Here is a 24,332-nt window from a genome sequence, read left to right as displayed (position 1 = left end):
CTCCGATGGCAAGAACAGTGATCAAGGGTGGCGCCGTGCTCACCCTCGACGAGTCCGCCCCCTTCCACGCCGACGGCGCCGTGATCGTCGACGGCGACGCGATCACGTGGGTGGGCCCGGCCTCCGAGCTGGTGAGCGAGCCGGGCGACCGCGTCGTCGACGCCTCGCGGAAGATCGTGATGCCCGGCCTTGTGAACCTGCACTATCACGTCGACATGGGGCGGTCTACGGGCGAGTTCTCGGAGGACTCACGTCCGATGTGGGAGCTGCTCTTCGACGACTGGTACCCCTTCATCGGCCAGCTCACCCCTGACGAGGTGTACTGGGCCTCGATGGCCTGCTATGCCGAGGCCATCCGGTTCGGCAACACGACCGTCAACGACATGTATGTCCAGACCGAGGCGCGCGCCCGTGCGGCCGGCGCGGTCGGGATCCGCGCGACGCTCTCCAACGAGATCGCGACGCCGGAGACCGGCATCGACACGGTCGAGGACAACATCGCCGCCTTCAAGGCGGTGCACGGCACCCAGAACGGCCTCGTGAAGGTCGCCTTCGGGATCGAGTGGCTGCCCTGTGCGTCTGACTCGATCCTGTCCGAGGTGCGCGCCGCCGCGACCGAGCTCGGTGCGGGCATCCACATCCACCTGAACGAGGCGATGGATGAGGTCGAGGACAGCCTCAAGCGGTTCGGCAAGCGCCCCACGGAGCTCGCGTACGAGCTCGGCTTCCTCGGCCCGGACGTCGTCGCCGCGCACTGCGTGCACCTCGACGACCGAGAGATCCAGATGATGGCGGAGACGGGCACCCAGATCTCCCACAACCCCGCCTCGAACTCCTTCCTCGGCAACGGCATCGCCCGCATGAACGACTTCCGCGACGCGGGCATCAACGTGGGGATGGGCACGGACGCCTCGTTCATGCAGGACATGTTCGAGGCCATGCGGTGGTCCACGTACCTCCACCGCGCCAAGGCGGCGGACATCTCGGCGCGCAGCTCGCTCGAGGCGCTCACGATGGCGACCGTCAACGGCTCCAAGGCGCTCGGTCAGGACACGGGCGTGCTTGCGGCCGGCAAGCTCGCCGACCTCGTCCTGCTCGACGCCGACCAGATGAAGTTCGCGATGATGGATCGCACGGATGCGGGCTCGGTGACCGAGTTCGTCACCAACCACGCGAACGGCAACGACGTCGCCTCCACGATGGTCGCGGGCGAGTTCGTGATGCTGAACGGCGAGTTCACGCGCGTCGATGCCGAAGAGATCAAGGCCAACCTCGGCACGTCCATGGGGGCGGCCTTCTCCCGCGCGTTCGGCTGAGCCAGGCCGAACGCCACGAGGCCCCCGCGGGATCTCCCGCGGGGGCCTCGTCGTCGGTCTTCGGGACTCGTGGCGCGGTCCCGACCGGTCGGGTCAGGCGGGCCGCGCGACCCGCGACTCGATAGTCGGCGCTGCGAGCGCCTCAAGACGCTCGGCCACGTCGAGCACGAGCGCGTCGCGCGCCCACCCGCCGACGACCTGCAGCCCCACGGGGAGGCGGCCGGGGCCGAGGTCGACGGGGACCGTCGCCGCCGGCTGGCCCGTGATGTTGAACGGGTACGTGTAGGGCGTCCAGGTGATCCACGGCAGCTTGGCGTCGGCCTCGCCGCCCTCGGGGACCTCCTGGTCCGCCTCGAACGCCACGAGCGGCATCGTCGGCATGATCAGCACGTCGTAGCGCTCGAGGAGGGCGAACATCTCGGAGTTGAACGCGCGGCGCAGCTGGAGGCCCTCGAGGTAGTCCGCGACGTCGTACTCGCGCGCGAGCGGCAGCAGGCGCGCGAGGCCCGGGTCCATCACGTCGCCCTGCGACTCGATCAGGCTCGCGAACGTGAGTCCGCGCCCCGACACCCAGAGCCGCTCGAACACCTCGCGCGGCACCGCGGTGGCGAGGTCGGCGTTCTCGACGACGACGCCGTCCGAGGCCCACGCGTCCAGGCCCGCGAGCAGCGGCTCGAGGCGCGTCGCGACCTCGTCGGACGGCGCGATGCCAAACGGCACTCGCACCACGCCGATGCGAAGCGGGCCGGACGCGGTACGTGCGGCCGGGGTCGCGAAGAAGGACTGAGGGTCGCGCGGGTCAGGGCCCGCAGTGATGTCGAGGACCGCGCGCGCGTCCGCGACCGAGCGCGTGATCGGCCCCGCGTGGGACAGCGACTCGTTCGCGGTGCCCGGCCACACCGGGATCGCGCTGAGAGTGGGCTTGATTCCGAATGCGCCGCAGAAGGCCGCGGGGATGCGGATCGATCCGCCCGCGTCGGAGCCGGTCGCGATCGGCACCGCGCCCGCGCCCACAGTGGAGCCCGACCCGGCGGACGAGCCGCCTGAGTTGCGCGACGGATCCCACGGGTTGCGCGTGACGCCGGTGAGGGGCGAGATGCCCGTGCCCTTCCATCCGAACTCGGGCGTCGTGGTGCGGCCGATGATGACGGTGCCCGCGTCCTGGAGCCGCTCGACCATCGGCGACGCATACGTCGCGAGCGCGGCCGACGAGGTCCGCGAACCCTTGAAGCACTGCTCGCCGACGATCGGCATGTTGTCCTTCGAGGCGATCGGCACGCCGTGGAGTGCACTGCGCGACTTCCCGTCACGCGCCTCGGCCTCGAGGGTCGCGGCCTCCGCGAGCGCGTTCTCCCTGCGCAGGTCCACGTAGGCGTTGAGGTCGCCGTCGTCCCGCGCGGCGAGCTCGAGCGCGCACTCGGCGAGGTGCACGGGGGAGACCTCGCCGCTCGCCACGAGGCGGCCCATCTCGACGCCGGTGAGGGACTGATACTCGGCCAGGCCGAGCTCGCGGTACGCGCTCATCGCTCGACCCCGCCCGCGATCGCGGTCCACGCCTCGCAGAACCGGTCCACCCACTCCTCGGGAACGGACGTGGAGATCTTCACGAAGCGCTCGCCGAAGTGCGGCGACTGATACGTGCCGGGACGGATGAACACGTCATGCTCGAGCATGCGCGCGCACACGTCCTCCGAGTGCAGGCCGGTGGTCGAGACATCGACGGCGAGGAAGTTCGCCTGGGACGGAGAGACCACGACGGACCCGAAGCCCGTGCGTGCCACGACGTCCTCGACGGCTTGGATGTTGCGGCGATTGACACCGCGCAGCATCTCGAGCCACTCCCCACGGCCCTCGAGTCCCGCGATGGCGGCGCGCTGCGCCTGGATCGGCGCGCCCAGCGGGTTCGACGGCACCGCGGTGAGGCGTGCGAGCAGCTCGGGTGCGGCGATCACCGCGCCGAGCCGCAGGCCTGCGAGCCCGAGCCACTTGGAGAAGCTGTAGGTGGTGAACGTCCGCTCGGGGTACAGCTCGGCGACCAGGCTGTGGCCCTCAGCGAAGTGTCGGTACGTGCAGTCGTGGACGATGTACGACTCGGTCTCGCGTGCGAGGGCGACGATCGCCTCGAGCTCCCCGCGCGAGTACAGGCTCCCGAGCGGGTTGAGCGGGTCGATCAGGTAGATGAGGCTGCGCGGCTCGATGACCTCTGCGATCTGCGCGGCCGACAGCTTCGCGCCCGGCTGCTCGTACACGTCGAGCACCGTGACGGGCTTGTCGCCGAGGCCGACGAAGCGCGCGGGCCACGGCCAGCCCGGGTCCGACGTGATCAGCCGCGAGATCTCCGGGGCGAGCACGGTGCACAGGTGGTAGAGGCCGCCGACGGCGCCGTCGGTGACCCAGGCATCGGCGTCGGGCAGGCCCAGGTCCTCGAGGATCAGCTCGCGCAGCCGCGTGAAGCCGAGCGGGGGTGCGTACAGCTGGAACTCGCGCGAGGCGACGCTCGCGGTCATCGCGTCGACGACTGCCGCGGGCGGCTCGAGGTGGGTGGTGTTCTGCCCCATCCACGCCAGCGTCGGGCGGTTCAGGAGGTCTTCGAACGAGGGTGAGGACATAGGGGACTCCGATTCTTGAGCGGGAGCGAAGCGAGAGGGTGAGGGGGGAGCGCTGTGGCTCAGGGCTCGACGAGCTCGCCGCCGACGATGCGGGGCACGCCATCGAGGTGCACGGTCGCGTCCTGCATGACGCAGTCGAGATGCGCGACCGCGTTCACGGTGCCGCCGTAGGCGATCGAGTTGCCGAAGGCGATGTGGGCGCTGCCCTTGGTGGACTCCGTCTCCATGGGGACCGCGCAGACGGAACCCTGCGGGTTGAGGCCCACGGAAACCTCCGCGAGATTGCCCATGCGCGGATCGTCGCAGCGCGCGATCATCTCGAGCAGGCGGGCCGCCTCGTCGCCCTCGGTCGCGCGGAGAGCGCCCTCGCGGATGTCGAGAGTGACGGGGGAGGCGACGGGCCCGGGGCCCATGAAGAGGAAGTCTCCGTCGATCACGACGGTCCCCTCGCTCGAGAGCTCGACCGGCGCAGTGCCCGACTCGATGTCGGGCGGAGCCATGTACGCACCGGGCTCGCGAGCGACGCCGGTGAGGGCGCGGCCCTTGCGCCCGCGCACCGAGCCGAACAGGTCGGTGCCCGCCGGCGTGGTGATGCGGTAGGTGTCCGCCTCCTCCCACGCGCGCGCGAGTGCCATCACGGTGGTCGCGATCTCGTCGAAGTCGACGTCGTAGGGGCCGCCGAGGCGGAAGGTGTCGGCGATCACCGCGGGCATGCTCAGGTAGCGCGTGCCCTGGCGGCACGCCTCCTGCCTGGCCTTGCTCGAGCCGATGAACGCGGAGGTGAGCTCGATCCCGGCCGCGGCGTTCGCGAGCTCCTCCGCGATCCTCGCGGGCGGCTCCGCTCCGGGCATGGGGATCTCTGTCAGCGTGCGGATGAGAGGGATCGCGCCGCGCTCTCTGAGGCCCTCGGCCAGGCCCGCGACCACGGCGAGGTCGCTGCCCGGGTCCGACAGGAGCACGACGCGCTCGTCCTTGCAGATGCCGAGGCACGTGTCGAGCACGCGGGACACCGTGCGCTCGGGAAGCGGGGCGTCGAGAAGCGTGCTCACTCCGCTCACCCCGCCCTGTAGGCGTCGACGCACTCCGCGAACGCCTCGATCGTGGCGGTGCGGGTGTGGATGTCTCCGCCGATCGGGAAGAGGGTCATCGAGTCGACGCCGAGCGCGTCGAGCGTGGCCATCTTCTCGAGCACCGAGGCGCGATTGCCGGCGAGCGCCATGCGGCGGACGAAGTCATCCGGCAGCAGCCGCGCGACCTTGGCGGCCTCCTGGAACTCGCCGCCGCTGTACTCCTGCTGGACCCGGGAGATGAGCTCCTTGTCGAGGCCCGCGAGCTCGCAGTACATCGGTGCGGTCTGGGGGAACCACGCGGCGATGGTGCGTGCGGACTCCAGTGCGGCGTCCTCGTCCTCGTTGATCTCCCCGTAGGCGAACACCGAGATCTTGGGGCGCTCGCTGCGGCCCGCCTTCTCGACCCCGCGGTCGATGTGCTCGAGCGCGTAGGTGAGGCCCACGGTGTCGAGGCCCGCGAGCAGGACCACGCCGTCGGCCACGCGACCCGCCATCTCGAGCGTCTTGGGCCCCGAGGCGGAGACGTAGACGGGGATGTCGGCGGGCACGTCGAAGCGCATGTGCGCGTCGACGAGCTCGAATCCCAGGCCCTGATACGTGACGTGGTCGCCCGTCCACAGGGCGCGCATCGCGTGGATCGAGTCCTCGAGCTGGCGCAGGCGCGCGGGCTTGTGCCCGAGCGCGAGCAGGGGGCGGTCGCCCGCCCCGATGCCCATGATGGCTCGCCCACCGGAGATCTCGTCGAGCGTCGTCGCGGCGACCGCGGCGAGCGCCGGGTGGCGCGTGACCGGGTTGGTCACGGCCGTTCCCAGCGTCATCCGGCTCGTCCTCATCGCCGCGATCGTGAGGTACATGTAGCTGTACCGCGAGTGCAGCGACGAGTCGGTGAGCCAGAACTCGTCGAAGCCGAGCGTCTCGATGCGCTCGACGAGGTCCCCGAACTGTGCGGACGGGTAGACCGGCTGGAGGGCGACTCCTGACCGCATCAGTCCTCCGGGCTCAGTGCGAGCGCGGCGAATGCGGCGTAGACCTTGGTGGCCTCGACGATGTCCTCGATCGAGAGGTGCTCGTCGGGGCAGTACACGGGCTCGCCGCCGGGGCCGAAGATGATGGTCGGGATGTCGCCGCCGAAGCTCGCGGTGTCGCCGAGCCAGCCGGCGACCTGGAGCTCGGGCTCCTCGCCGCGCACGTCGCGGACGGCCTCGATCATGAGCGAGGTGACCCTCGCCTCGGGCTCGGCAAGGTAGCCGGACTTGACGTCCGCCAGCACGACCTCGGCCTCGAAGCGCGGCTCGCGCTCCTTGGCCCTCGCGAGGCAGCGGTCGATCTCCTCGCGGACCTCCTCGAGCGAGACGCCGGGCTGCGGGCGGCAGTCGACGCGGATGACGCACTCGTCGGGGATCATCGACGGGCCGCCCGGGGGCAGGCCGCCGTAGACGCGTCCGGGAGCCATGTAGGTCTCCGGTCCGAACAGGTCGGTCACCCACTCCTCCAGCTGCGGCTCGAGCTTCGACTGGTCCAGCTCGATGATCGCATGCGCCGCGAGCATGTTGGCGTTGACCGCGAGCGGCTTGTGGCAGGTGTGCGCGGAGATTCCGCGGACGATGATGTCGTAGTAGTAGCGCCCGCGGTGTCCGAGGAAGATCTCGTTGTCGGACAGCTCGCCGAGCACGCAGAGGTCGCCGGGGTGCTCCTTGAAGTACTCGATCGCGCCGGTCTGGTCGCCCATGTGGTCGGAGACGGCGGCGAAGGAGACGCGGCCGTTGAGCTCGATCCCCGAGGCGCGCAGCGCCTCCATGGCGATGATCTGGCACACGAGCGCGGCCTTCATGTCCATGATGCCGTGGCCGTAGATGCTGCCGTCGATCAGGTCGCCGGAGAAGGGCTCGCTGACCTCCCAGCCGTGGGAGACGGGCTTGGTGTCCATGTGCCCGGTGAGGACGACGTTGGGTCCCTCGCCGGTGCCGAAGTCGAGATGGCCGATCGCGTTGGGGCGGTCGCCGAGCACGGGCTGCAGGTTGACGCCCGCGAAGCCGGACTCGCGCATCACGTTCGCGAGGTAGTTCGCGAGCGGGCCCTCCTCGCCGAGGATGCTGGGGATCCGGCACACCTCCTGCACGAGGCGCACAAGGCGCTCCTCGTCGATGTGCTCGGCGACGCGGGCGGCGAGGCCTGCGGGGATCTCGGTGGTCATGTTCCATCCTCTCGGACTTCGATCTAGTACATAAGATCTTATATACCGAACGGGTGGCGTCAAGACGATTCAGGGGTCCGCGCTGTTAACTCTGTGTAACGCGCGACTGGCGATGCGCGGCCGCCGGGGTGAGGGGCGTCAGCCCTCGGCGTTCGCCGCGGACAGCTCCGCGATCTGCGCCTCGAGGACGCTGTCGAGGTGGGCGTCGAGCACCTCGATCGCGGTGTCCGCCCTGCCGGACTCGATCGCCTCGACGATCGCGACGTGCTGGGCGAGCGAGTCCTCGAATCGCCGCTGTCCCGCACCCATCTTGCCGAGGCGGCGCAGGTGGAGCGACAGTCGCTCGACGAGCTCGCCGAGCATGCGGTTGTCGAGCACCGCGAACATGATGTCGTCGAACTCGTCGAGCCCGGTCGCGGCCGCGGAGAGGTCTCCGGCCTCGAGGGCGTCTCGCGTCGCGTCGATGTTGGCCCGGAGCCGATCCAGGTGGCCGTTGCCCGACGAGGCGACCAGGCGGACGCATTCGCGCTCAAGGATCGCGCGAGCCGCGAACAGCTCGCGGGCGTCGTCGATCGAGTACACGCGTGCGCGCGCCCCCTTGTAGGGGGCGACCTCGACGAGTCCGTCGTGCTCGAGTCGCACGAGCGCCTCGCGGATGGGCGTCTTGCTCACGCCGTAGCGTGCCGACAGCGTGACCTCGCGCAGCGAGGAGCCGGGAGGGAACTCGTGCTCGACGAGTGCGTCGCGCAGCTTCCGGTAGACGATCTCCTTGACCTGCAGTGGCTCCACCGCGTCGATGATCGTGCTCACGTGAGTTTCCTCCCTGGTTGGTGAGGGGTCGGGTCGAGGGGTCTCCCCCTGGGGGCACGCTACTCCTGATTGATGGAATATGGGATACCACTTTTCCTGCGACCGGTTTCGACGGCCCTCAGGGCTTCGTTAAATCCATGTAACGAGTTCGCGATATTGCTATGACCCGGCAAGTCGTCGGCTTAGGGTGCGGTGTATTGCATATGAGATCTCATCTTGAGCCGGGAGGCATCGTGACCGTCATCGCAACCCCCCCTCTGCTCCCCGAGGTCGAGGCCTTCCTCGCCAAGGAGCACGGACTGTTCATCAACGGCCGCAGCGTCGCGTCCTCGGACGGGGCCACCTTCCCGGTGCACAACCCGGCCACCGGCGCGCTGCTCACGAACGTCGCGGCCGGCACGGCCTCGGACGTGGACGATGCGGTCGCCGCCGCCAGGGCCGCGCTTCCGGTGTGGAACGCGATGGCCCCCTCGGCGCGCGCGGACCTCATGTGGAGGCTCGGCGACGAGCTCGAGCGGCGCGCGGACGAGTTCGGTCAGCTCGAGACGCTCGACAACGGCAAGCCGACGGGCGAGGCGGGCGGGCTGGACGTCCCGCTGTGCGCGCAGCTCTTCAAGTACTACGCCGGCTGGATCACCAAGATCGAGGGCGAGTCCATGGTGCCCTCGAGCGGCATGGACATGCATGTGTACACGCGTCGCGAGCCCGTCGGGGTCGTCGGCGCGATCATCCCGTGGAACTTCCCGCTCCTGATGTGCGGCTACAAGCTCGGCCCGTCCCTCGCCGCCGGCTGCACGATCGTCCTCAAGCCCGCCGAGCAGACGCCGCTGTCGGCGCTCCGCCTCGTCGAGCTCATGGACGAGATCGGCTTCCCTGCGGGGGTCGTCAACGTCGTCACGGGTGACGGTCCGGGTGCCGGCGCCCCGCTTTCCGCGCACATGGACGTGGACAAGATCACGTTCACGGGCGAGAACGCGACGGGCCAGAAGATCCTCGAGGCCTCCAAGGGCAACATGAAGCGCCTCTCCCTCGAGCTCGGCGGCAAGTCTCCGAGCCTCGTCTTCGAGGACGCCGACCTTGACGCCGCGATCGAGGGCACCTTCGGCGCCGTGTACTTCAACCAGGGGCAGTGCTGCATCGCCGGCGCGCGCGTGTTCGTGCAGCGATCGGTGTACGAGCGCTTCGTCGAGGGGCTCGCGGCGAAGGTCTCGGCGATCCAGCTGGGCAACGGCCTCGCGGACGGCACCACCATGGGGCCCGTCGTCAGCGCCGAGCAGCGCGACCGCGTCAACTCGCTCATCGCCTCGGGCGTCGCGCAGGGAGCGAAGCCCGTCGTCGGTGGCGGCACGGTGCAGTCGGCCGAGCTCGCCGACGGCTACTTCGTCCAGCCGACGCTCTTCACCGACATCACGACGGACATGGAGATCATGCGCAAGGAGATCTTCGGCCCCGTCGGCATGGTCGGCGTCTTCGACACAGAGGAGGAGGCCCTTGCGCTCGCGAACGACACGCAGTTCGGCCTCGCGTCCGGCGTGTGGACGAGCGACGTCAAGCGCGCGCACCGCGTCGCCGCGCAGATCCACGCCGGTGTGGTGTGGATCAACACCTACGGCATGTTCGACGTGGCCATCCCCTACGGCGGCTTCAAGGCGTCCGGCTATGGCAAGGAGCTGGGACGCGAGGCGCTCGAGCCCTATCTCCAGACCAAGACCGTATGGGTCGACCTCGGGTGACGGTGAGGATCGTGAGCGACGACAGCCAGCAGGCGCCCCTCGAGATGTCGATCGACGCGCTCCTCGGGGAGGACGGGCTGCCGCTTCCCGGAGTCGACGCATCGTCCTGGCTCGGGGGCCCCACGCCCGACACGCTGAAGTCCGCCTTCGGTGCGTTCCCCTCGGGGGTCGCCGCGCTGTGCGCCGAGGTCGACGGGGTGAAGCGCGGTCTCGCCGCGACCTCGTTCACCGTCGGGGTGTCCTTCGAGCCTCCGCTCGTGCTCTGCTCCGTCCAGAACACGTCGACCACGTGGCCCCACCTGCGCGAGGCTGCGCGCATCGGGGTCTCGGTCCTCGGTGCCGGGCACGAGAGCGTCTGCATGGAGCTCGCGCGCAAGGGCGAGGACAAGTTCGCGAACCTCACTGCGATCCCGACGGAGCACGGCTCCTTGTTCATCGCGGGCGCGCCCGTATGGCTCGAGTGCTCGATCGTGACGCAGACGCCTGCCGGGGACCACACGCTCGTCGTGCTCCAGGTGGATGCGCTCAGCGTGCTGCCCGACGAGGACCCGCTCATCTACCACGCGAAGCAGTTCCGCCGCCTGGCGGGCTGACGAGCGCCTCTCAGCGAAACCAGAGCAGGTGGAAACGCCTGCGCAACCTCATCTACACACCTGTGCAACAGGTGCCGCTCATACTCGAGATCCCCCACGAGAAGGACATCCCCGTGACCGACTCACACCCCCGCCTGATGCACCTCAACCTCTTCATGAGGATGTACGGCCACCACCCGTCGGCCTGGCGCCGCCCGTCCACCGACAGGAAGGACGCCTTCGACCCCGAGTACTTCGTGAACCTCGCGAAGGTGTGCGAGCGCGGCCTGTTCGACGCGGTCTTCCTCGCCGACACCCAGATGCCGATGTGGGGCAGGGCCGACATCTCCATGGGGTCCGTGTTCGAGCCCATGTCGCTCATCTCGTACATGGCCGCGAAGACCGACCGGATCGGCTTCATCGGCACTGTCTCGAGCACGCTCAACGACCCCGCCAACGCCGCGCGCCTCGTCGCGAGCGCGAACCTCATCTCCGGCGGCCGCGTGGGGATGAACCTCGTGACCTCGCAGAGCGATCCCGAGGCGCTGCTCCACGGCATGGATGCGCTGCCTGACCCGGAGAAGCGCTACGCGCGAGCCAAGGAGTTCGCCGAGGTGCTGTTCGGCCTGTGGGACTCCTATCCGCGCGACGCCGTCGTGATGGACAAGGAGGCGGGCATGTTCTTCGACGAGTCGGAGTTCCGTCCCGTCGACCACGAGGGCGACTTCTACAAGGTCAGGGGTACGCTGTCCGTGCCCGAGTCCGCGCAGGGCCGCCCGGTACTCGTGCAGGCCGGCGCCTCTCCCGCGGGCCGCGATCTCGCCGCCCGGTACGCCGAGGTCATCTACGGAATCGGGTCGACGCTCGACGACGCGCAGGAGTACTACCGCGACATCAAGCGTCGGACCGTGGGCCACGGCCGTGACGCTGACGCGATCGCGGTGCTGCCCGGCGTCGTCACGGTCGTCGGCGACACGGAGGCAGAGGCGCAGGACAAGAAGGCCTACCTCGACTCGCTCAAGGAGCTCTCGAAGCAGCTCGACACGCTCGGCTCCTACATCGGCATGGACGTCTCGGGCCTCTCTCGCGACGACGCCATGCCCGCGCTGCCTCCGATCGAGGAGTTCGAGGGGCCGAAGGGCCGCTACGTCATGATGCAGACGCTCTCGCGAGGCGCGGACGGCGAGCTCGTCACTGTCGGGGAGATGCTCTCCAAGATCTCCGCGGGCGGAGGCCACTTCACCGCGGTGGGCACGGCCGCGCGGGTCGCGGACCAGCTTGAGGAGTGGTTCACGAACGAGGCGGCCGACGGCTTCAACGTCAACGCCTCGACCATGCCCGAGGGCATCGAGGACTTCGTCGATCGCGTGGTTCCCGAGCTCCAGGCGCGCGGCCTGTTCCGCACCGACTACGACGGGACGACGCTGCGCGGCCACCTGGCACAGAGGGGCGCATGAGCGTGGCGCTCGAGTCTTCCGCGGCCCTGCGCGAGCACGCCGGCCCGGCCTGGGATGCGCTGCTCACGCATGAGTTCCCCGTCCGCCTCGCGGCGGCGACGCTGCCCGAGGAGAGCTTCCGCTTCTACGTGGCGCAGAACCTCCTCTACCTCCCGGAGTACGCGCGCGTGATCGCCTTCGCGGCGGCACGGAGCGCTGACGGCGCCGGGCTCGGCGAGCACACCGAGTCGCTCGTCAACATCGTGTCGACCGAGATCCCTCAGAACCGCCGTCTGCTCGAGGCGATCTCCGCGATCGCGCCCGAGCCGACCCCGGGCGAGGACGTCAAGGCCCCGGCCACCGTCGCGTACACCTCGTGGCTCCTGTCGATCGCCGCCACGGGGTCGACCCTCGACATCGCGGCGGCCATCCTGCCGTGCGCGTGGAGCTACGGCGACATCGCCGAGGGGCTCGTGCGCGACGCCGCCGACCACCCGGTGTACACCGAGTGGCTCGGCTTCTTCGCCTCCGCCGACTATCGGGCCGTGGTGGACAGGCAGCGCGCCGCGTTCGACGCGGAGCTCGCGGAGCAGGACGATGCGGGCCGCGCCCGCCTCGCCGACATCTTCCTCATGGGGTGCCGGCTCGAGAAGAGCTTCTGGGGCCAGGGGCTCGCCATGCAGCACTGGGACGACGTCGCCGGCTGAGCCGGCGGGGAAGGGCACGACGAGACCCATGCAGATCGACGCGCACAACCACATCCTCTCGATGGGCACCGACGCCGAGTTCACGCTCGGGTACGGCCGCGAGGGGTCGCTGTGCATCTACCGGGCGCAGGACAAGCTCCCGACGCACCGCATGCCGACGACGGGGGAGTGGGAGGAGATCGAGGCGGCCGACGGCAAGGACGGCTTCGGCGTCGTCGGGCCCGACGAGATCGTCGCCGCTCATCCGGGCTTCGACAAGTCCGTGATCCTCGCGGTGAGCCCTCAGTACCTGGACGGCCGCCTGATGGGCACGGTCGACGTGTTCGACGTCACCGGCCTCGGGGGCGACCCGTCGCCCGAGCGATGCAACGAGTACATCGCCGGCTGCGTCGCGATGCAGCCCGGCAAGCTGATCGGCTTCGCGTCGGTCAACCCCAAGCTGCGCGGGCCCAAGGCCGCCGTCGAGGAGCTCGGCTACGCGGTCGAGACCCTCGGGCTCAAGGGGGTCAAGCTCTACCCGATGTATCAGCACTGGTCTCCCGCGGACCGTGAGATCGCGTTCCCGGTGTTCGAGGCCGCGCGCGACCTCGGGATCCCGGTCATGGTCCACCAGGCGGGGTCGACGCGTATCGACGCGAAGCTCGAGTACGCGCGTCCCGCGATGCTCGACGACGTCGGCCGCGAGTTCCGCGATCTCAAGGTGATCCTCGCGCACTGCGGCATCCCGTGGATCGACGAGGCGATGTTCATGCTCACGAAGCACCCGAACTTCTACACCGAGATCAGCTATCACATCGCCACGGTGACGCGAAGGGACCTGTTCCAGTTCCTGCACCGCGCCGAGCCGTTCTTCGTGCCGCTCGAGAAGATCATGTTCGGCACGGACTTCCCCGGCTTCCTGTACGACCCCGTGGTGCTTCGCGAGAAGCTGCTCACGGTCAACGAGGAGGCTGCTCCGCTCGGCCTTCCCGAGATTCCCCAGCACAAGATCGACGGCGTCATGGGCGACAACTTCGCGCGCCTCGTGGGCCTGAAGGAGGACGCATGACCACGCCCCGCATCGTCATCATCGGAGGAGGCAACGGCGGCCTGCTGTCGGCGCATCGGCTCGCCGACGTCGCGGACGTCACGATCCTCGAGGCGGGCGTGGACCCCGGCGACCCCGTCCCGCACGAGTTCCTTCACGAGCACGCGTTCCCCGAGCATGACTGGGACTACACGAACGAGGACTCGGGCCATCACCTGGTGCGCGGCCGCGTCCTCGGCGGCGGGTCGAGCGTCAACGCGGCCGCGGGCTCGCGCGGTCAGCCCGCGGGCTACGAGGCCTGGGGTGAGGGCTGGCAGTGGGGCGACCTCCAGCCGGCGATGCGCGCGCTCGAGACCGACGAGCAGTTCGGGGCCGAGCCGTACCACGGTGATGCTGGGCCGATCAGGATCACCCGCCTCGAGCCGGGGCCCCTCGATCTCGCCTTCTACGAGGCCTCCAAGGCGGCGGGTCACCCCGAGTGCCCGGATCACAACGCTCCCGGCACGCAGGGCTACGGCCCGTGGCCGACCAACCGCGTGGACGGAGGTCGCTGGGGCGCGCTCGCGGCGGTCGCGCCGCTCGTCCGCGACCGCGTGACCCTGCGTCCGTCGACCATGGTCGACCGCATCGTCGTGGAGGGCGGTCGCGCCGTGGGCGTCGAGGTGAACGGGGGAGAGGAGATCATCCCCGCCGACCTCGTGATCCTCTCTGCCGGAGCCTATGGCAGCCCCGAGGTGCTGTGGCGCTCGGGCATCGAGGCTCCCGAGATCGGCGAGGGCCTCCAGGACCACCCCTGGGTGATGATGAACGTGATCGCGCGCGACGAGGACGACGTCATGGCGCGACCCGTGAGCGGCTCGCTGCTGCGCGCGGGCGTCGCCGACGAGCCGTCGGACGAGTTCCAGGTCTTCCCGTTCTCGACGTGGCTCTACGACCGCACCGCGCCCAAGAACAGCTACTCCGTCTCGGTCGCGCTCATGCAGCCCGAGAGCAGGGGGCGCGTGTACAGGGACGATGCGGGGGCGACCCGGATCAGCCTCGCTCACCTCAAGGACGAGTCCGACCTTGATCGGATGGCGATCGCCGTCGAGCGCACCGCCGGCATCATCGACGCGATGGCCGAGACGGGGATCGTGACCGTTCCCGCGGACGCCTGGTGGAAGCAGGGCGACCTCAAGGCCGCCCTGCGCGAGCGCGTCGAGACGTACAACCACCCGGTCGCGTCGTGCGGCATCGGGCGCACCGTCGACCGCCGCCTCAATGTGATCGGCGTCGAGGGGCTGAAGATCATCGACGCCTCGGTGATGCCTCGCATCCCGGACGGCGGGCCCAACCTCGTCACCATGGCGATCGGCTGGATCGGCGGCGGGATCGTGCGCGAGGACCTCGGTATCTGAGGGCCGCGTTTCGCCCACGTTACGGCTTGTAAACATCTCGCGACAGCCCTTGTCGGCACCTGTCGACACCTCTAGGGTTTCTGAAATATAAGATCTCAAATTTTCTATACGGTTCATCGTCGCCGGTAGAAGAGAGGACATCCCCTCATGGCCAGGACACTCATCCGCAACGGCATGGTGCTGACGCTCGACGCGGCCGGCACCTATCACGAGCAGGGCACCGTGGTGCTCGAGGACGACAGGATCGTGGAGATCGTCGCGGGCGACGTCGCCCCGGCGATCGGGGAGACCAGCATCGACGCGACCGACATGATCGTGATGCCGGGGCTCATCGACCTGCACTTCCACACCGCGCTCGGCAAGGGCTACAACGACCACATGCCGCTCTGGGAGTACCTGGACGAGTGCTGGTACCCCATGATCCGCGCGCTCGACCATGAAGCCGCCTACTGGGCCGCGCAGGCCTCCTACACCGAGGCGATCAAGAACGGCGTCACGACCGTCAACGACATGTACCGCAGGCTCGACGCGCTCGCGGACGCTGCCGACGAGATCGGCATCCGCGCGATCCTGTCCAACGACGTCGCCGACGACGAGTTCGACCTCGACACGCTCCAGGACAACGTCGACGCCTTCCACCGCGACCACGGCCGTGCGAACGACCGCATCCAGGTCCGCTTCGGTCTCGAGTGGCTGCCGCTCGCCTCGCCCGAGCTGCTGCGCGACATGCGCGGCCTCGCGGACGAGCTCGGCATCGGCATCCACGCGCACCTCAACGAGTCGCTCTCGGAGGTCGAGAACAGCATCCAGCGCTTCGGCAAGCGTCCCACGGAGATGGCCTATGAGGCCGGGCTCCTGGGGCCGGATCTGGTGGCCGCGCACTGCGTGCACCTGAGCGACGACGAGATCCGCATGATGGCCGAGACGGGCACCCACATCTCGCACAACCCCAGCTCGAACGCGAAGCTCGGCAACGGCATCGCCCGCGTGCCCGAGTACCTCGCCGCCGGCATCAACGTCGGCCTGGGCCACGACGCAGTGGAGTGCAACAACAGCGGCGACATGTTCGAGGTGCTCAAGTACGCCTCCCTCATGCACCGTGCCAACCGCATCGACTCCTCGCTCATGCAGGCCGAGCAGGTGCTCCGCATGGCCACCAACAACGGCGCGAAGGCGCTCGGCGTCAACGCCGGCAGCCTCGAGGTCGGCGCCAAGGCCGACATCATCCTTCTTGACACCAACAGCGTCGAGTTCACCCCGATGCTCCGCGACAGTGCGACCCACCCGATGAGCCACCTGGTCTTCGCCGCCAACGGGTCCGCCGTCGACACCACCATCGTGGACGGGAAGGTGCTGATGCGTGGGCGTCAGCTCCTCACCGTCGACGAGGGCCGCGTGGTCCACGAGGCCAACGCAGCCTTCCGCCGCACCATCGACCGCATGACGGTGGTCCGGCGCGAGCACTAGCCCAGCCCGCCAGCGCTCCACTCCCCTAGAAAGGTATGTCCCTCATGATGCATCCCCGCCGCACCTACGCGACGGTCGGTCTCGCCGCGAGCTCGCTGCTCGTCCTCGCCGGCTGCTCGTCCACCGACGCCTCCGAGACCGACGCCTCGACCGACTCCTCCGCAAGCACCGAGACGACGGAGCCGACCGCCGTCAGCTTCGCGCTCGACTGGACGCCCAACACCAACCACACCGGCCTGTATGTCGCTCTCGCCGAGGGCTACTTCGAGGACGCAGGACTCGATGTCGAGGTCCTCCCGTACAACTCCAGCTCGCCAGACACCCTGGTCGACGCGGGCACGGCGGACTTCGGCATCTCGTTCGAGTCGTCGATGCTCTTCTCGAAGTCCGCAGGCGCCGGCATCGTCTCCGTCATGTCCGTGCTCCAGCACACGTCCACCGCGATCGGCGTCCGCGCCGACAACGACGACATCCAGAGCCCCGCCGACCTCGACGGCCTCACCTACGGCGGCTTCGGCGCCGTGGACGAGGAGCCGACGATGCAGGCCATCATCCAGGGCGCGGGTGGCACCGGTGAGTTCGAGTCCGTGGTGCTCGGTACGAGCGCGTACGAGGCCCTCTACTCGGGCGACGTCGACTTCACCGTCCCGTTCGTCGCCTGGGAGGGCATCGAGGCGGAGCTGCGCGGCGAGCCGATGAAGTACTTCTACGCGACCGACTACGGCTTCCCGGACCAGTACAACGTCATCGTGATCGGCAACGAGTCCTGGATCGAGGAGAACCCCGACGCGGCCGCGGCCTTCGTCCAGGCACTCCAGGAGGGCTACGAGTACGCGGCGGCCAACCCCGACGAGGCTGCGCAGATCCTCATGGACGAGAACCCCGACGTCCTCACCGAGGAGGAGCTCGTGACGCTTAGCCAGGAGATGCTGTCGGCCGACTACCTGCTCGACGACAGCGGCGCGGTCGGAACCCAGACCGAGGAGATGTGGGCCGACCTCGGCTCCTTCTACTACGACGCCGGACTGCTCGCCGACGCGGACGGCAACGTCCTCACCGAGGAGCCCGACTGGACGTCGTTCTACACGACCGACCTGATCGACTGACCATCACCGCGACGGTGCGGGGCCCGCTGCTCACGCAGCGGGCCCCGCACCCACGATCACGCAGGAGAATCCGCATGACGCCCACGGACACTCTCTCCGCACAGCTCATGGAGCGAGTCACCGAGGAGGCCTCTCGTTGGCCCTCGCTGCCGCTCCTGACCGGGGTGGCCGACGGGACGCTCGACCCCGCGGTGTTCCGCCACTACCTCGAGCAGGACTATCTGTACCTGCGCTACTACGCGCGCCTGTTCGCCCGTCTCGCGGCGTCGGGACCCGATGCCGACCTGGAGCACTCGGTGCGTCTCGCCCACGGGATCTTCGCGGTCGAGCTCGACCGCCACATCGAGAACTCGGGTCCCTTCGGATGCGAGTTCGCGACCGCCGAGCCGTCTCCCGAGACGCAGGCCTATCTCGACTTCTACGACTCTCTCGCCGAGGACCGGGCCGCCACCCTCGTGGCGATGCTGCCCTGCCTCTACGGCTACACCGTCGCCCTCTCTCTCGTGGAGGTGAACGATCCCGACAGCGCGTACGCCGAGTGGGTCGGCGTCTACTCGAGCGGCGACTACATGGACATGATCACGCGCCACTGCACCATGATCGATCGATCCGACATCGACGCCGAGCGGGCCGAGGCCGTGCTCGCACGCGGTCTCGCACACGAGATCGAGTTCTGGAACCAGAGGCCCGCCAGCTTGGAGGCTGCATGATGACCGCTGCCACTGCCGAGGACAGCACCTCGCCGTCGCACCAGACCCTGACGCAGGAAGGTCGTCCGAGGCGACGGCCGCCGGCCTGGGTCGGCACCATCGTCCCTCCGGTGCTGATCGCCGTCGGTGTGATCGCGCTCTGGGAGGCCCTGACCGCGGTGCTCGACATCCGACCGCAGATCCTCCCGTCGCCGTCGCGAATCGTGTCCTCCGGCCTCGATCAGGCCGACGTCATCTCCGGCCACGCCTGGGCGACTCTTCAGGTCACGTTCGTCGGCTTCTCCGCAGCCCTTGTCGTCGCGTGGGCGATCGCGGTCGCGGTGGACTTCTCGCCGTGGCTGCGACGAGGCATCATGCCGCTGCTCGTCGCGTCGCAGACCATCCCGATCATCGCGATCGCGCCGCTCATGATCATCTGGTTCGGCTTCGGTCTGCTGCCCAAGGTCATCGTCGTCGCGCTCGTGACCTTCTTCCCGGTGACAGTGGGCCTCATCGAGGGCTTCGCGAAGACGGACCGCGAGGCCGGCGCGCTGCTCAGCTCGATGGGCGCGGGAAGGTGGAAGCTGTTCCGCTACGCGCGACTCCCCTCCGCCCTGCCGTCCTTCTTCACAGCGTTGCGCATCTCGATCGTCTACGCCGTGACCGGAGCGATCTTCTCGGAGTACGTGGGCGCGCAGAGCGGCCTCGGCATCTACATGTCCATGCAGAAGAACGCCTTCCGCACCGACCTGGTGCTCGCGGCGGTCGCCGTGACCGCGGTCGTCAGCATCACCCTGTACCTGTCCACCTTCCTGGTCGAGCGGCTCGTCATCCCGTGGGCCTCCAAGGAGAGGAGGGCCCGCCGTGGCCACTGAGTCCAAGTCCCCCAAGATCGAGCTGATCGACCTCCACAAGCAGTTCTCCGTCCCCGGCGGCGAGCGCAAGGTGGTCGACGGCGTCTCGTTCGAGGTCAACAAGGGCGAGTTCGTCGCCGTGATCGGCCCCTCGGGCTGCGGCAAGTCCACGATGTTCAACATCATGGCCGGGCTTGAGGAGCCGACCTCCGGAGAGCTCAAGGTCGATGGCAAGGACGCGATCGGCGTTCGCGAGAACGTCGCCTACATGCCCCAGAAGGACCTGCTGTTCCCGTGGCGCACCATCGCCGAGAACTGTGCGCTCGGGCTCGAGGTCCAGGGCATGTGGAAGCTCGAGGCCCGCAAGAGGGCCCGCGAGCTGTTCCCGACGTTCGGGCTCTCCGGCTTCGAGGACTCGCACCCGTTCGAGCTGTCGGGCGGCATGCGGCAGCGCGCCGCGCTGCTGCGCACCGTCGTCCAGGGACGCGACATCCTGCTGCTCGACGAGCCGTTCGGCGCCCTCGACTCGCTCACGCGCATCGAGATGCAGAACTGGCTCCAGGGCGTGTGGGCGAAGCACGAGTGGACCGCGGTGATGATCACCCACGACATCCGCGAGGCGATCTACCTGGCCGACCGGGTCATCGTCCTCAGCGCGAGGCCCACGAGCGTGCGCCTCAACGTCGAGATCGACCTGCCCCGTCCTCGGGAGCTCTCCGTCATCACGTCGCCCGAGTTCGCGGCGATCGAGGAGCAGCTCATCGAGACGCTCCACGAGGAGTCACGCAAGGCGCTCGAGCTCCAGGGCACCCTGCTCTAGCCCCTCGGCGGCGGGGCCGGGCGGCCCCGCCGCGGGGAAGGATCCTCGAGAATGACCGATCCCTTCGCGCCCTACGACCTCGCGGGACTGCCGCTCTCCAACCGCATCGTCATGGCGCCGATGACCCGCTGTCGCGCGGGCGACGGCGGCACGGCCACGGCGCTCATGGCCGAGTACTACGCGCAGCGTGCGGATGCGGGGCTCATCATCACGGAGGGCGTGCAGCCGTCCGCGATCGGCCAGGGCTATCCGTGGACGCCAGGGCTGCACTCCGACGCCCAGCGGGAGTCGTGGCGCCAGGTCACGGACGCGGTGCACGCGCGGGGCGGTCTCATCGCTGCCCAGCTCATGCATGCGGGCCGCGTCTCCCACCCGAGCCTCCATGCCGACGGCGCCGTGCCCGTCGCGCCCTCGGCGGTCAGGGCCGAGGGGAAGGTCTTCACCCCGACCGGCATGAAGGACATGATCGAGCCCCGCGCGCTCGACGAGGCCGGGATCGCCGCGACGTTCGACGATTTCGCGGCCGCCGCCAGGCGCGCGGTCGACGCGGGCTTCGACGCAGTAGAGCTCCATGGCGCGAACGGCTACCTCATCCATCAATTCCTGGATCCGACCGCCAACCGTCGTACGGACGGCTGGGGGAGCGGCGTCGAGGGACGCCTCCGCTTCGCGGTGGGGGTGGCCGAGGCGGTCGCCGCGGAGATCGGGCCGGAGCGCGTGAGCATGCGTCTCTCGCCGGGAGGCGGGCGCTCGAGCGGGAGCCGCGAGGACCCTGACGCGCTCGCCGAGACCTACGTGCCGCTCGCGGAGGAGCTCGCCCGCACGGGCATCGCCGCGCTCCATCTGGTCGAGTCCGGGGGGCCCGAGCTCACCCGCGCCCTCCGCGAGGCATGGCCGCGCACGCTCCTCGTGAACCGTGCGCTCGGCGCCGGCGACGATGCCGCGCGCGCGGGCCTCGCGCTCGTCGAGACGGGGGGAGCGGATCTCGTGTCCTTCGCCTCGCTGTTCCTCGCGAACCCGGATCTGCCGGATCGGCTGCGTGCGGGAGGACCGTTCAACGCTCCGGACCGCGCGACGTTCTACGGCGGTGGCGAGGCGGGTTACACCGACTATCCCGTGCTTGCGCGGTGAGGCTGGCAGCGGGCCCTCGACGGGCCGCGGTCCCGGCCTGCGACCCCGTCGGAGCGTTGCGCCCGGGTGGGCCTCAGGCGCCGCCTCCCACGAGCGAGCGCGACAGGGTAGCATTGTCAGGGTTCTACGTGCGGTTGCTGTGCCCGCGCGCCTCGCCGCCTCACTTTTGACGACGGCCGCGCCTGCAGGTACAGTTGACGTTCGTGCCCGCGTCATCGGGCCCTCACGCGCGCCCTTCCGGGCGCAACCAACCAGGTTCGACACGCCCGGGCGCGGGGGTCGGACGCCGCCCGCAGAGTTTCACATTCGATTCACCGAAGTTCGGAGATGTAGTGCCTACGATTCAGCAGCTGGTCAGGAAGGGTCGCCACCCCAAGGCCTCCAAGACCAAGACCCCGGCTCTCAAGGCGAGCCCCCAGCGTCGTGGCGTGTGCACCCGCGTGTACACCACGACCCCCAAGAAGCCGAACTCGGCGCTGCGCAAGGTCGCGCGTGTTCGTCTGTCCTCCGGTATCGAGGTCACCGCGTACATCCCCGGCGAGGGTCACAACCTGCAGGAGCACTCGATCGTCCTCGTCCGCGGTGGTCGTGTGAAGGACCTCCCCGGTGTCCGCTACCGCATCGTCCGTGGCTCGCTCGACACCCAGGGTGTCAAGGGCCGTCAGCAGGCCCGCAGCCGTTACGGCGCGAAGAAGGAGAAGAAGTAGTGCCTCGCAAGGGACCGGCGCCGAAGCGCCCCATCATCAACGACCCCGTCTACGGCGCGACCGTCGTCACCCAGCTGATCAACAAGATCCTGCTGGACGGCAAGAAGTCCGTCGCCGAGGCCATCGTCTACGACGCCCTCGAGGGTGTCCGTGAGAAGTCCGGCCAGGACCCCGTCGTCGTGCTCAAGCGTGCGCTCGACAACATCCGCCCCGCGCTCGAGGTCCGCTCGCGCCGCGTCGGTGGTGCGACCTACCAGGTGCCGGTCGACGTCCGTCCGGTGCGTGCGACCACCCTCGCGCTCCGCTGGCTGGTGGACTTCGCGCGTCAGCGCCGTGAGCACACCATGACCGAGCGCCTCATGAACGAGATCCTCGACGCTTCGAACGGCCTCGGCGCCGCGGTGAAGCGCCGCGAGGACATGCACAAGATGGCCGAGTCCAACAAGGCCTTCGCGCACTACCGCTGGTAGTAGTCGCTCACCCCTCTACGGAATCCCCAAGGAGAACCACTCGTGGCACAGGACGTGCTCACGGACCTCACGAAGGTCCGCAACATCGGCATCATGGCCCACATCGATGCCGGCAAGACCACCACCACCGAGCGCATCCTGTTCTACACGGGTGTGAACTACAAGATCGGTGAGACCCACGACGGCGCGTCGACGACGGACTGGATGGAGCAGGAGCAGGAGCGCGGCATCACCATCACCTCCGCCGCGGTGACCTGCTTCTGGGACAACAACCAGATCAACATCATCGACACCCCCGGTCACGTGGACTTCACGGTCGAGGTGGAGCGTTCGCTGCGAGTGCTCGACGGCGCGGTCGCCGTGTTCGACGGCAAGGAGGGCGTCGAGCCCCAGTCGGAGAACGTGTGGCGCCAGGCCGACAAGTACGACGTCCCCCGCATCTGCTTCGTCAACAAGATGGACAAGCTGGGCGCGGACTTCTACTTCACGGTCGACACCATCGTGAACCGCCTCGGTGCCAAGCCGCTGGTCATCCAGCTGCCGATCGGCGCCGAGAACGACTTCGTCGGCATCGTCGACCTGGTCGAGATGAACGCCAAGGTGTGGCCCGGCGACGCCAAGGGTGACGTGACCATGGGCGCCGAGTACGAGACGACCGAGATCCCCGCCGACCTCAAGGACAAGGCCGAGGAGTACCGCGCGGCCCTCGTGGAGTCCGTCGCCGAGGCCGACGACGACCTGCTCGAGAAGTACCTCGGCGGCGAGGAGCTGACGACCGCGGAGATCAAGGCGGGCATCCGCAAGCTCACGGTCGCCTCCGAGATGTACCCCGTGCTCTGCGGATCCGCGTTCAAGAACCGCGGCGTGCAGCCGATGCTCGACGCGGTCATCGACTACCTGCCGGGTCCGGCCGACGTCCCCGCCATCAAGGGTCACGACGCCAAGGACGAGGAGATCGAGATCGAGCGTCACGCGGACGCGGACGAGCCGTTCTCGGCCCTCGCGTTCAAGGTCGTCTCGCACCCCTTCTTCGGCCGCCTCACCTACGTGCGCGTCTACTCGGGGCACCTCGAGACCGGCGCCCAGGTCGTCAACTCGACCAAGGGCAAGAAGGAGCGCATCGGGAAGCTCTTCCAGATGCACGCCAACAAGGAGAACCCGGTCGAGTCGATCACTGCCGGCCACATCTACGCGGTGATCGGCCTCAAGGACACCACCACGGGTGACACGCTGTGCGACCCGAACAGCCAGGTCGTCCTCGAGTCCATGACCTTCCCCGAGCCCGTCATCGACGTGGCGATCGAGCCCAAGACCAAGGGCGACCAGGAGAAGCTGTCGATCGCGATCCAGAAGCTCGCCGAGGAGGACCCGACCTTCCGCGTGCGCCTGGACGAGGAGACCGGCCAGACCGTCATCGGCGGCATGGGCGAGCTCCACCTCGACATCCTCGTGGACCGCATGCGTCGCGAGTTCAAGGTCGACGCGAACGTCGGCAAGCCGCAGGTCGCGTACCGCGAGACCATCCGCAAGACGGTCGAGAAGTACGACTACACGCACAAGAAGCAGACCGGTGGCTCCGGCCAGTTCGCGAAGGTGCAGATCCGCCTCGAGCCGCTCCCCGCGGACTCCGAGGTGCTGTACGAGTTCGAGAACGCCGTGACCGGTGGTCGCGTGCCTCGCGAGTACATCCCGTCGGTCGACGCGGGTATGCAGAGCGCGATGGAGCTCGGCATCCAGGCCGGCTACCCGGTCGTGGGCGTCAAGGCCACGCTGCTCGACGGTGCCTACCACGACGTCGACTCCTCGGAGATGGCGTTCAAGATCGCCGGCTCGATGGCCTTCAAGGAGGCCGCGCGTCAGGCGAAGCCCGTGCTGCTCGAGCCGATGATGGCCGTCGAGGTCCGTACGCCCGAGGAGTACATGGGCGACGTCATCGGCGACATCAACTCGCGTCGCGGTCAGATCCGCCAGATGTCGGACGTGTCCGGCGTCAAGCTGGTCGACGCGCTTGTGCCGCTGTCGGAGATGTTCGGCTACGTCGGCGACCTTCGGTCGAAGACGTCCGGACGCGCCGTCTACTCGATGGTGTTCGACAGCTACGCAGAGGTCCCGAAGGCTGTGGCCGACGAGATCATCGCCAAGACCCGGGGCGAGTAGTCCCCACCGGTCGGAAGAATAAGAAACAATAGCGACCAGTAGGGATGACGCCCTCGATGG

General features: G+C 68.9%; 22 protein-coding genes. 16 read left to right on the top strand and 6 right to left on the bottom strand.

Features of this window, described 5'->3' with window-relative positions; all coding sequences use genetic code 11:
• Positions 1-5 precede the first annotated feature (5 nt).
• Positions 6-1,316 carry an amidohydrolase family protein gene (locus B7K23_RS01615; RefSeq protein ID WP_084124533.1) on the top strand — a complete coding sequence of 437 codons (1,311 nt, stop codon included), beginning with the start codon at positions 6-8 and terminating at the stop codon, positions 1,314-1,316.
• A 93-nt stretch (positions 1,317-1,409) separates the two neighbouring features.
• On the opposite strand, the gene B7K23_RS01610 is transcribed toward B7K23_RS01615, so the two are convergent.
• The 6 genes from B7K23_RS01610 to B7K23_RS01585 form a co-directional block, all read right to left on the bottom strand.
• Entirely contained in the window at positions 1,410-2,840 is a 1,431-nt protein-coding gene (locus tag B7K23_RS01610) for an amidase (RefSeq protein ID WP_143338037.1), read from the bottom strand.
• Positions 2,837-3,925 (bottom strand): pyridoxal phosphate-dependent aminotransferase, encoded by a 1,089-nt coding sequence (locus B7K23_RS01605; RefSeq protein WP_084124531.1) that lies wholly within the window; start codon positions 3,923-3,925, stop codon positions 2,837-2,839. Before B7K23_RS01605 ends, B7K23_RS01610 begins: the two co-directional genes overlap by 4 nt.
• A 59-nt stretch (positions 3,926-3,984) precedes the next feature.
• Positions 3,985-4,974, bottom strand: a complete 990-nt coding sequence (locus B7K23_RS01600) for a hypothetical protein (RefSeq protein WP_084124530.1) — start codon at positions 4,972-4,974, stop codon at positions 3,985-3,987.
• Between the two features lie 5 nt (positions 4,975-4,979).
• The gene (locus B7K23_RS01595) at positions 4,980-5,981 is read right to left on the bottom strand and encodes an LLM class flavin-dependent oxidoreductase (RefSeq protein ID WP_084124529.1); all 1,002 of its coding nucleotides are present in this window, start codon (positions 5,979-5,981) and stop codon (positions 4,980-4,982) included.
• Positions 5,981-7,189 (bottom strand): M20 family metallopeptidase, encoded by a 1,209-nt coding sequence (locus B7K23_RS01590; protein ID WP_084124527.1) that lies wholly within the window; start codon positions 7,187-7,189, stop codon positions 5,981-5,983. The genes B7K23_RS01595 and B7K23_RS01590 overlap by 1 nt, the downstream gene beginning before the upstream one ends.
• A 138-nt stretch (positions 7,190-7,327) precedes the next feature.
• The gene (locus tag B7K23_RS01585) at positions 7,328-7,999 is read right to left on the bottom strand and encodes a GntR family transcriptional regulator (RefSeq protein ID WP_084124525.1); all 672 of its coding nucleotides are present in this window, start codon (positions 7,997-7,999) and stop codon (positions 7,328-7,330) included.
• A gap of 203 nt (positions 8,000-8,202) precedes the next feature.
• Between B7K23_RS01585 and B7K23_RS01580 the strand changes: the two genes are divergently transcribed.
• The 15 genes from B7K23_RS01580 (at position 8,203) to fusA (ending at position 24,272) form a co-directional block, all read left to right on the top strand.
• Positions 8,203-9,732 carry an aldehyde dehydrogenase gene (locus B7K23_RS01580; RefSeq protein WP_200809753.1) on the top strand — a complete coding sequence of 510 codons (1,530 nt, stop codon included), beginning with the start codon at positions 8,203-8,205 and terminating at the stop codon, positions 9,730-9,732.
• 11 nt (positions 9,733-9,743) lie between these two features.
• On the top strand, positions 9,744-10,325 hold the full coding sequence (locus B7K23_RS01575) for a flavin reductase family protein (RefSeq protein ID WP_234996362.1): 582 nt from the start codon (positions 9,744-9,746) through the stop codon (positions 10,323-10,325).
• A gap of 113 nt (positions 10,326-10,438) precedes the next feature.
• Positions 10,439-11,761 (top strand): LLM class flavin-dependent oxidoreductase, encoded by a 1,323-nt coding sequence (locus tag B7K23_RS01570; protein WP_234996361.1) that lies wholly within the window; start codon positions 10,439-10,441, stop codon positions 11,759-11,761.
• A complete protein-coding gene (tenA, locus tag B7K23_RS01565) occupies positions 11,758-12,447 on the top strand; it encodes a thiaminase II (protein ID WP_084124521.1) in 690 nt (229 codons plus the stop codon). Before B7K23_RS01570 ends, tenA begins: the two co-directional genes overlap by 4 nt.
• A 28-nt stretch (positions 12,448-12,475) precedes the next feature.
• A complete protein-coding gene (locus B7K23_RS01560) occupies positions 12,476-13,495 on the top strand; it encodes an amidohydrolase family protein (RefSeq protein WP_159451263.1) in 1,020 nt (339 codons plus the stop codon).
• Positions 13,492-14,871: a GMC family oxidoreductase gene (locus tag B7K23_RS01555; protein WP_084124517.1), complete on the top strand. Its 1,380-nt coding sequence runs from the start codon at positions 13,492-13,494 to the stop codon at positions 14,869-14,871. The genes B7K23_RS01560 and B7K23_RS01555 overlap by 4 nt, the downstream gene beginning before the upstream one ends.
• A 147-nt stretch (positions 14,872-15,018) precedes the next feature.
• Positions 15,019-16,338: an amidohydrolase family protein gene (locus B7K23_RS01550; RefSeq protein ID WP_084124515.1), complete on the top strand. Its 1,320-nt coding sequence runs from the start codon at positions 15,019-15,021 to the stop codon at positions 16,336-16,338.
• 44 nt (positions 16,339-16,382) lie between these two features.
• The gene (locus tag B7K23_RS01545; protein WP_234996359.1) at positions 16,383-17,444 is read left to right on the top strand and encodes an ABC transporter substrate-binding protein; all 1,062 of its coding nucleotides are present in this window, start codon (positions 16,383-16,385) and stop codon (positions 17,442-17,444) included.
• 74 nt (positions 17,445-17,518) lie between these two features.
• Positions 17,519-18,154, top strand: coding sequence for a TenA family protein (locus B7K23_RS01540; RefSeq protein WP_084124511.1), 636 nt, complete (start codon positions 17,519-17,521; stop codon positions 18,152-18,154).
• Positions 18,151-19,008, top strand: a complete 858-nt coding sequence (locus B7K23_RS01535; RefSeq protein ID WP_234996358.1) for an ABC transporter permease — start codon at positions 18,151-18,153, stop codon at positions 19,006-19,008. The genes B7K23_RS01540 and B7K23_RS01535 overlap by 4 nt, the downstream gene beginning before the upstream one ends.
• The gene (locus B7K23_RS01530; RefSeq protein WP_084124509.1) at positions 18,998-19,807 is read left to right on the top strand and encodes an ABC transporter ATP-binding protein; all 810 of its coding nucleotides are present in this window, start codon (positions 18,998-19,000) and stop codon (positions 19,805-19,807) included. Before B7K23_RS01535 ends, B7K23_RS01530 begins: the two co-directional genes overlap by 11 nt.
• Positions 19,808-19,858: 51 nt before the next feature.
• Positions 19,859-20,938 carry an alkene reductase gene (locus B7K23_RS01525; protein WP_084124508.1) on the top strand — a complete coding sequence of 360 codons (1,080 nt, stop codon included), beginning with the start codon at positions 19,859-19,861 and terminating at the stop codon, positions 20,936-20,938.
• A 332-nt stretch (positions 20,939-21,270) separates the two neighbouring features.
• On the top strand, positions 21,271-21,645 hold the full coding sequence (gene rpsL / locus B7K23_RS01520; protein ID WP_062200744.1) for a 30S ribosomal protein S12: 375 nt from the start codon (positions 21,271-21,273) through the stop codon (positions 21,643-21,645).
• On the top strand, positions 21,645-22,115 hold the full coding sequence (gene rpsG, locus B7K23_RS01515; protein ID WP_062200745.1) for a 30S ribosomal protein S7: 471 nt from the start codon (positions 21,645-21,647) through the stop codon (positions 22,113-22,115). Before rpsL ends, rpsG begins: the two co-directional genes overlap by 1 nt.
• A 42-nt stretch (positions 22,116-22,157) precedes the next feature.
• A complete protein-coding gene (gene fusA, locus B7K23_RS01510) occupies positions 22,158-24,272 on the top strand; it encodes an elongation factor G (protein ID WP_084124505.1) in 2,115 nt (704 codons plus the stop codon).
• The last annotated feature ends 60 nt before the right edge of the window (positions 24,273-24,332 follow it).

The organism is Demequina sp. NBRC 110054 (genome assembly GCF_002090115.1).
Taxonomy (GTDB): domain Bacteria; phylum Actinomycetota; class Actinomycetes; order Actinomycetales; family Demequinaceae; genus Demequina.
Note: the sequence above shows the minus strand (reverse complement) of the source record. Positions and strands in the feature narration are given on the sequence as shown.

Excerpts from the sequence above, each read along its gene's own strand:
- B7K23_RS01615 (WP_084124533.1), top strand. The coding sequence starts at position 6 with ATGGCAAGAACAGTGATCAAGGGTGGCGCCGTGCTCACCCTCGACGAG.
- B7K23_RS01610 (WP_143338037.1), bottom strand. The coding sequence starts at position 2,840 with ATGAGCGCGTACCGCGAGCTCGGCCTGGCCGAGTATCAGTCCCTCACC.
- B7K23_RS01605 (WP_084124531.1), bottom strand. The coding sequence starts at position 3,925 with ATGTCCTCACCCTCGTTCGAAGACCTCCTGAACCGCCCGACGCTGGCG.
- B7K23_RS01595 (WP_084124529.1), bottom strand. The coding sequence starts at position 5,981 with ATGCGGTCAGGAGTCGCCCTCCAGCCGGTCTACCCGTCCGCACAGTTC.
- B7K23_RS01590 (WP_084124527.1), bottom strand. The coding sequence starts at position 7,189 with ATGACCACCGAGATCCCCGCAGGCCTCGCCGCCCGCGTCGCCGAGCAC.
- B7K23_RS01580 (WP_200809753.1), top strand. The coding sequence starts at position 8,203 with ATGAGATCTCATCTTGAGCCGGGAGGCATCGTGACCGTCATCGCAACC.
- tenA (WP_084124521.1), top strand. The coding sequence starts at position 11,758 with ATGAGCGTGGCGCTCGAGTCTTCCGCGGCCCTGCGCGAGCACGCCGGC.
- B7K23_RS01560 (WP_159451263.1), top strand. The coding sequence starts at position 12,476 with ATGCAGATCGACGCGCACAACCACATCCTCTCGATGGGCACCGACGCC.
- B7K23_RS01555 (WP_084124517.1), top strand. The coding sequence starts at position 13,492 with ATGACCACGCCCCGCATCGTCATCATCGGAGGAGGCAACGGCGGCCTG.
- B7K23_RS01550 (WP_084124515.1), top strand. The coding sequence starts at position 15,019 with ATGGCCAGGACACTCATCCGCAACGGCATGGTGCTGACGCTCGACGCG.
- B7K23_RS01545 (WP_234996359.1), top strand. The coding sequence starts at position 16,383 with ATGATGCATCCCCGCCGCACCTACGCGACGGTCGGTCTCGCCGCGAGC.
- B7K23_RS01540 (WP_084124511.1), top strand. The coding sequence starts at position 17,519 with ATGACGCCCACGGACACTCTCTCCGCACAGCTCATGGAGCGAGTCACC.
- B7K23_RS01535 (WP_234996358.1), top strand. The coding sequence starts at position 18,151 with ATGATGACCGCTGCCACTGCCGAGGACAGCACCTCGCCGTCGCACCAG.
- B7K23_RS01525 (WP_084124508.1), top strand. The coding sequence starts at position 19,859 with ATGACCGATCCCTTCGCGCCCTACGACCTCGCGGGACTGCCGCTCTCC.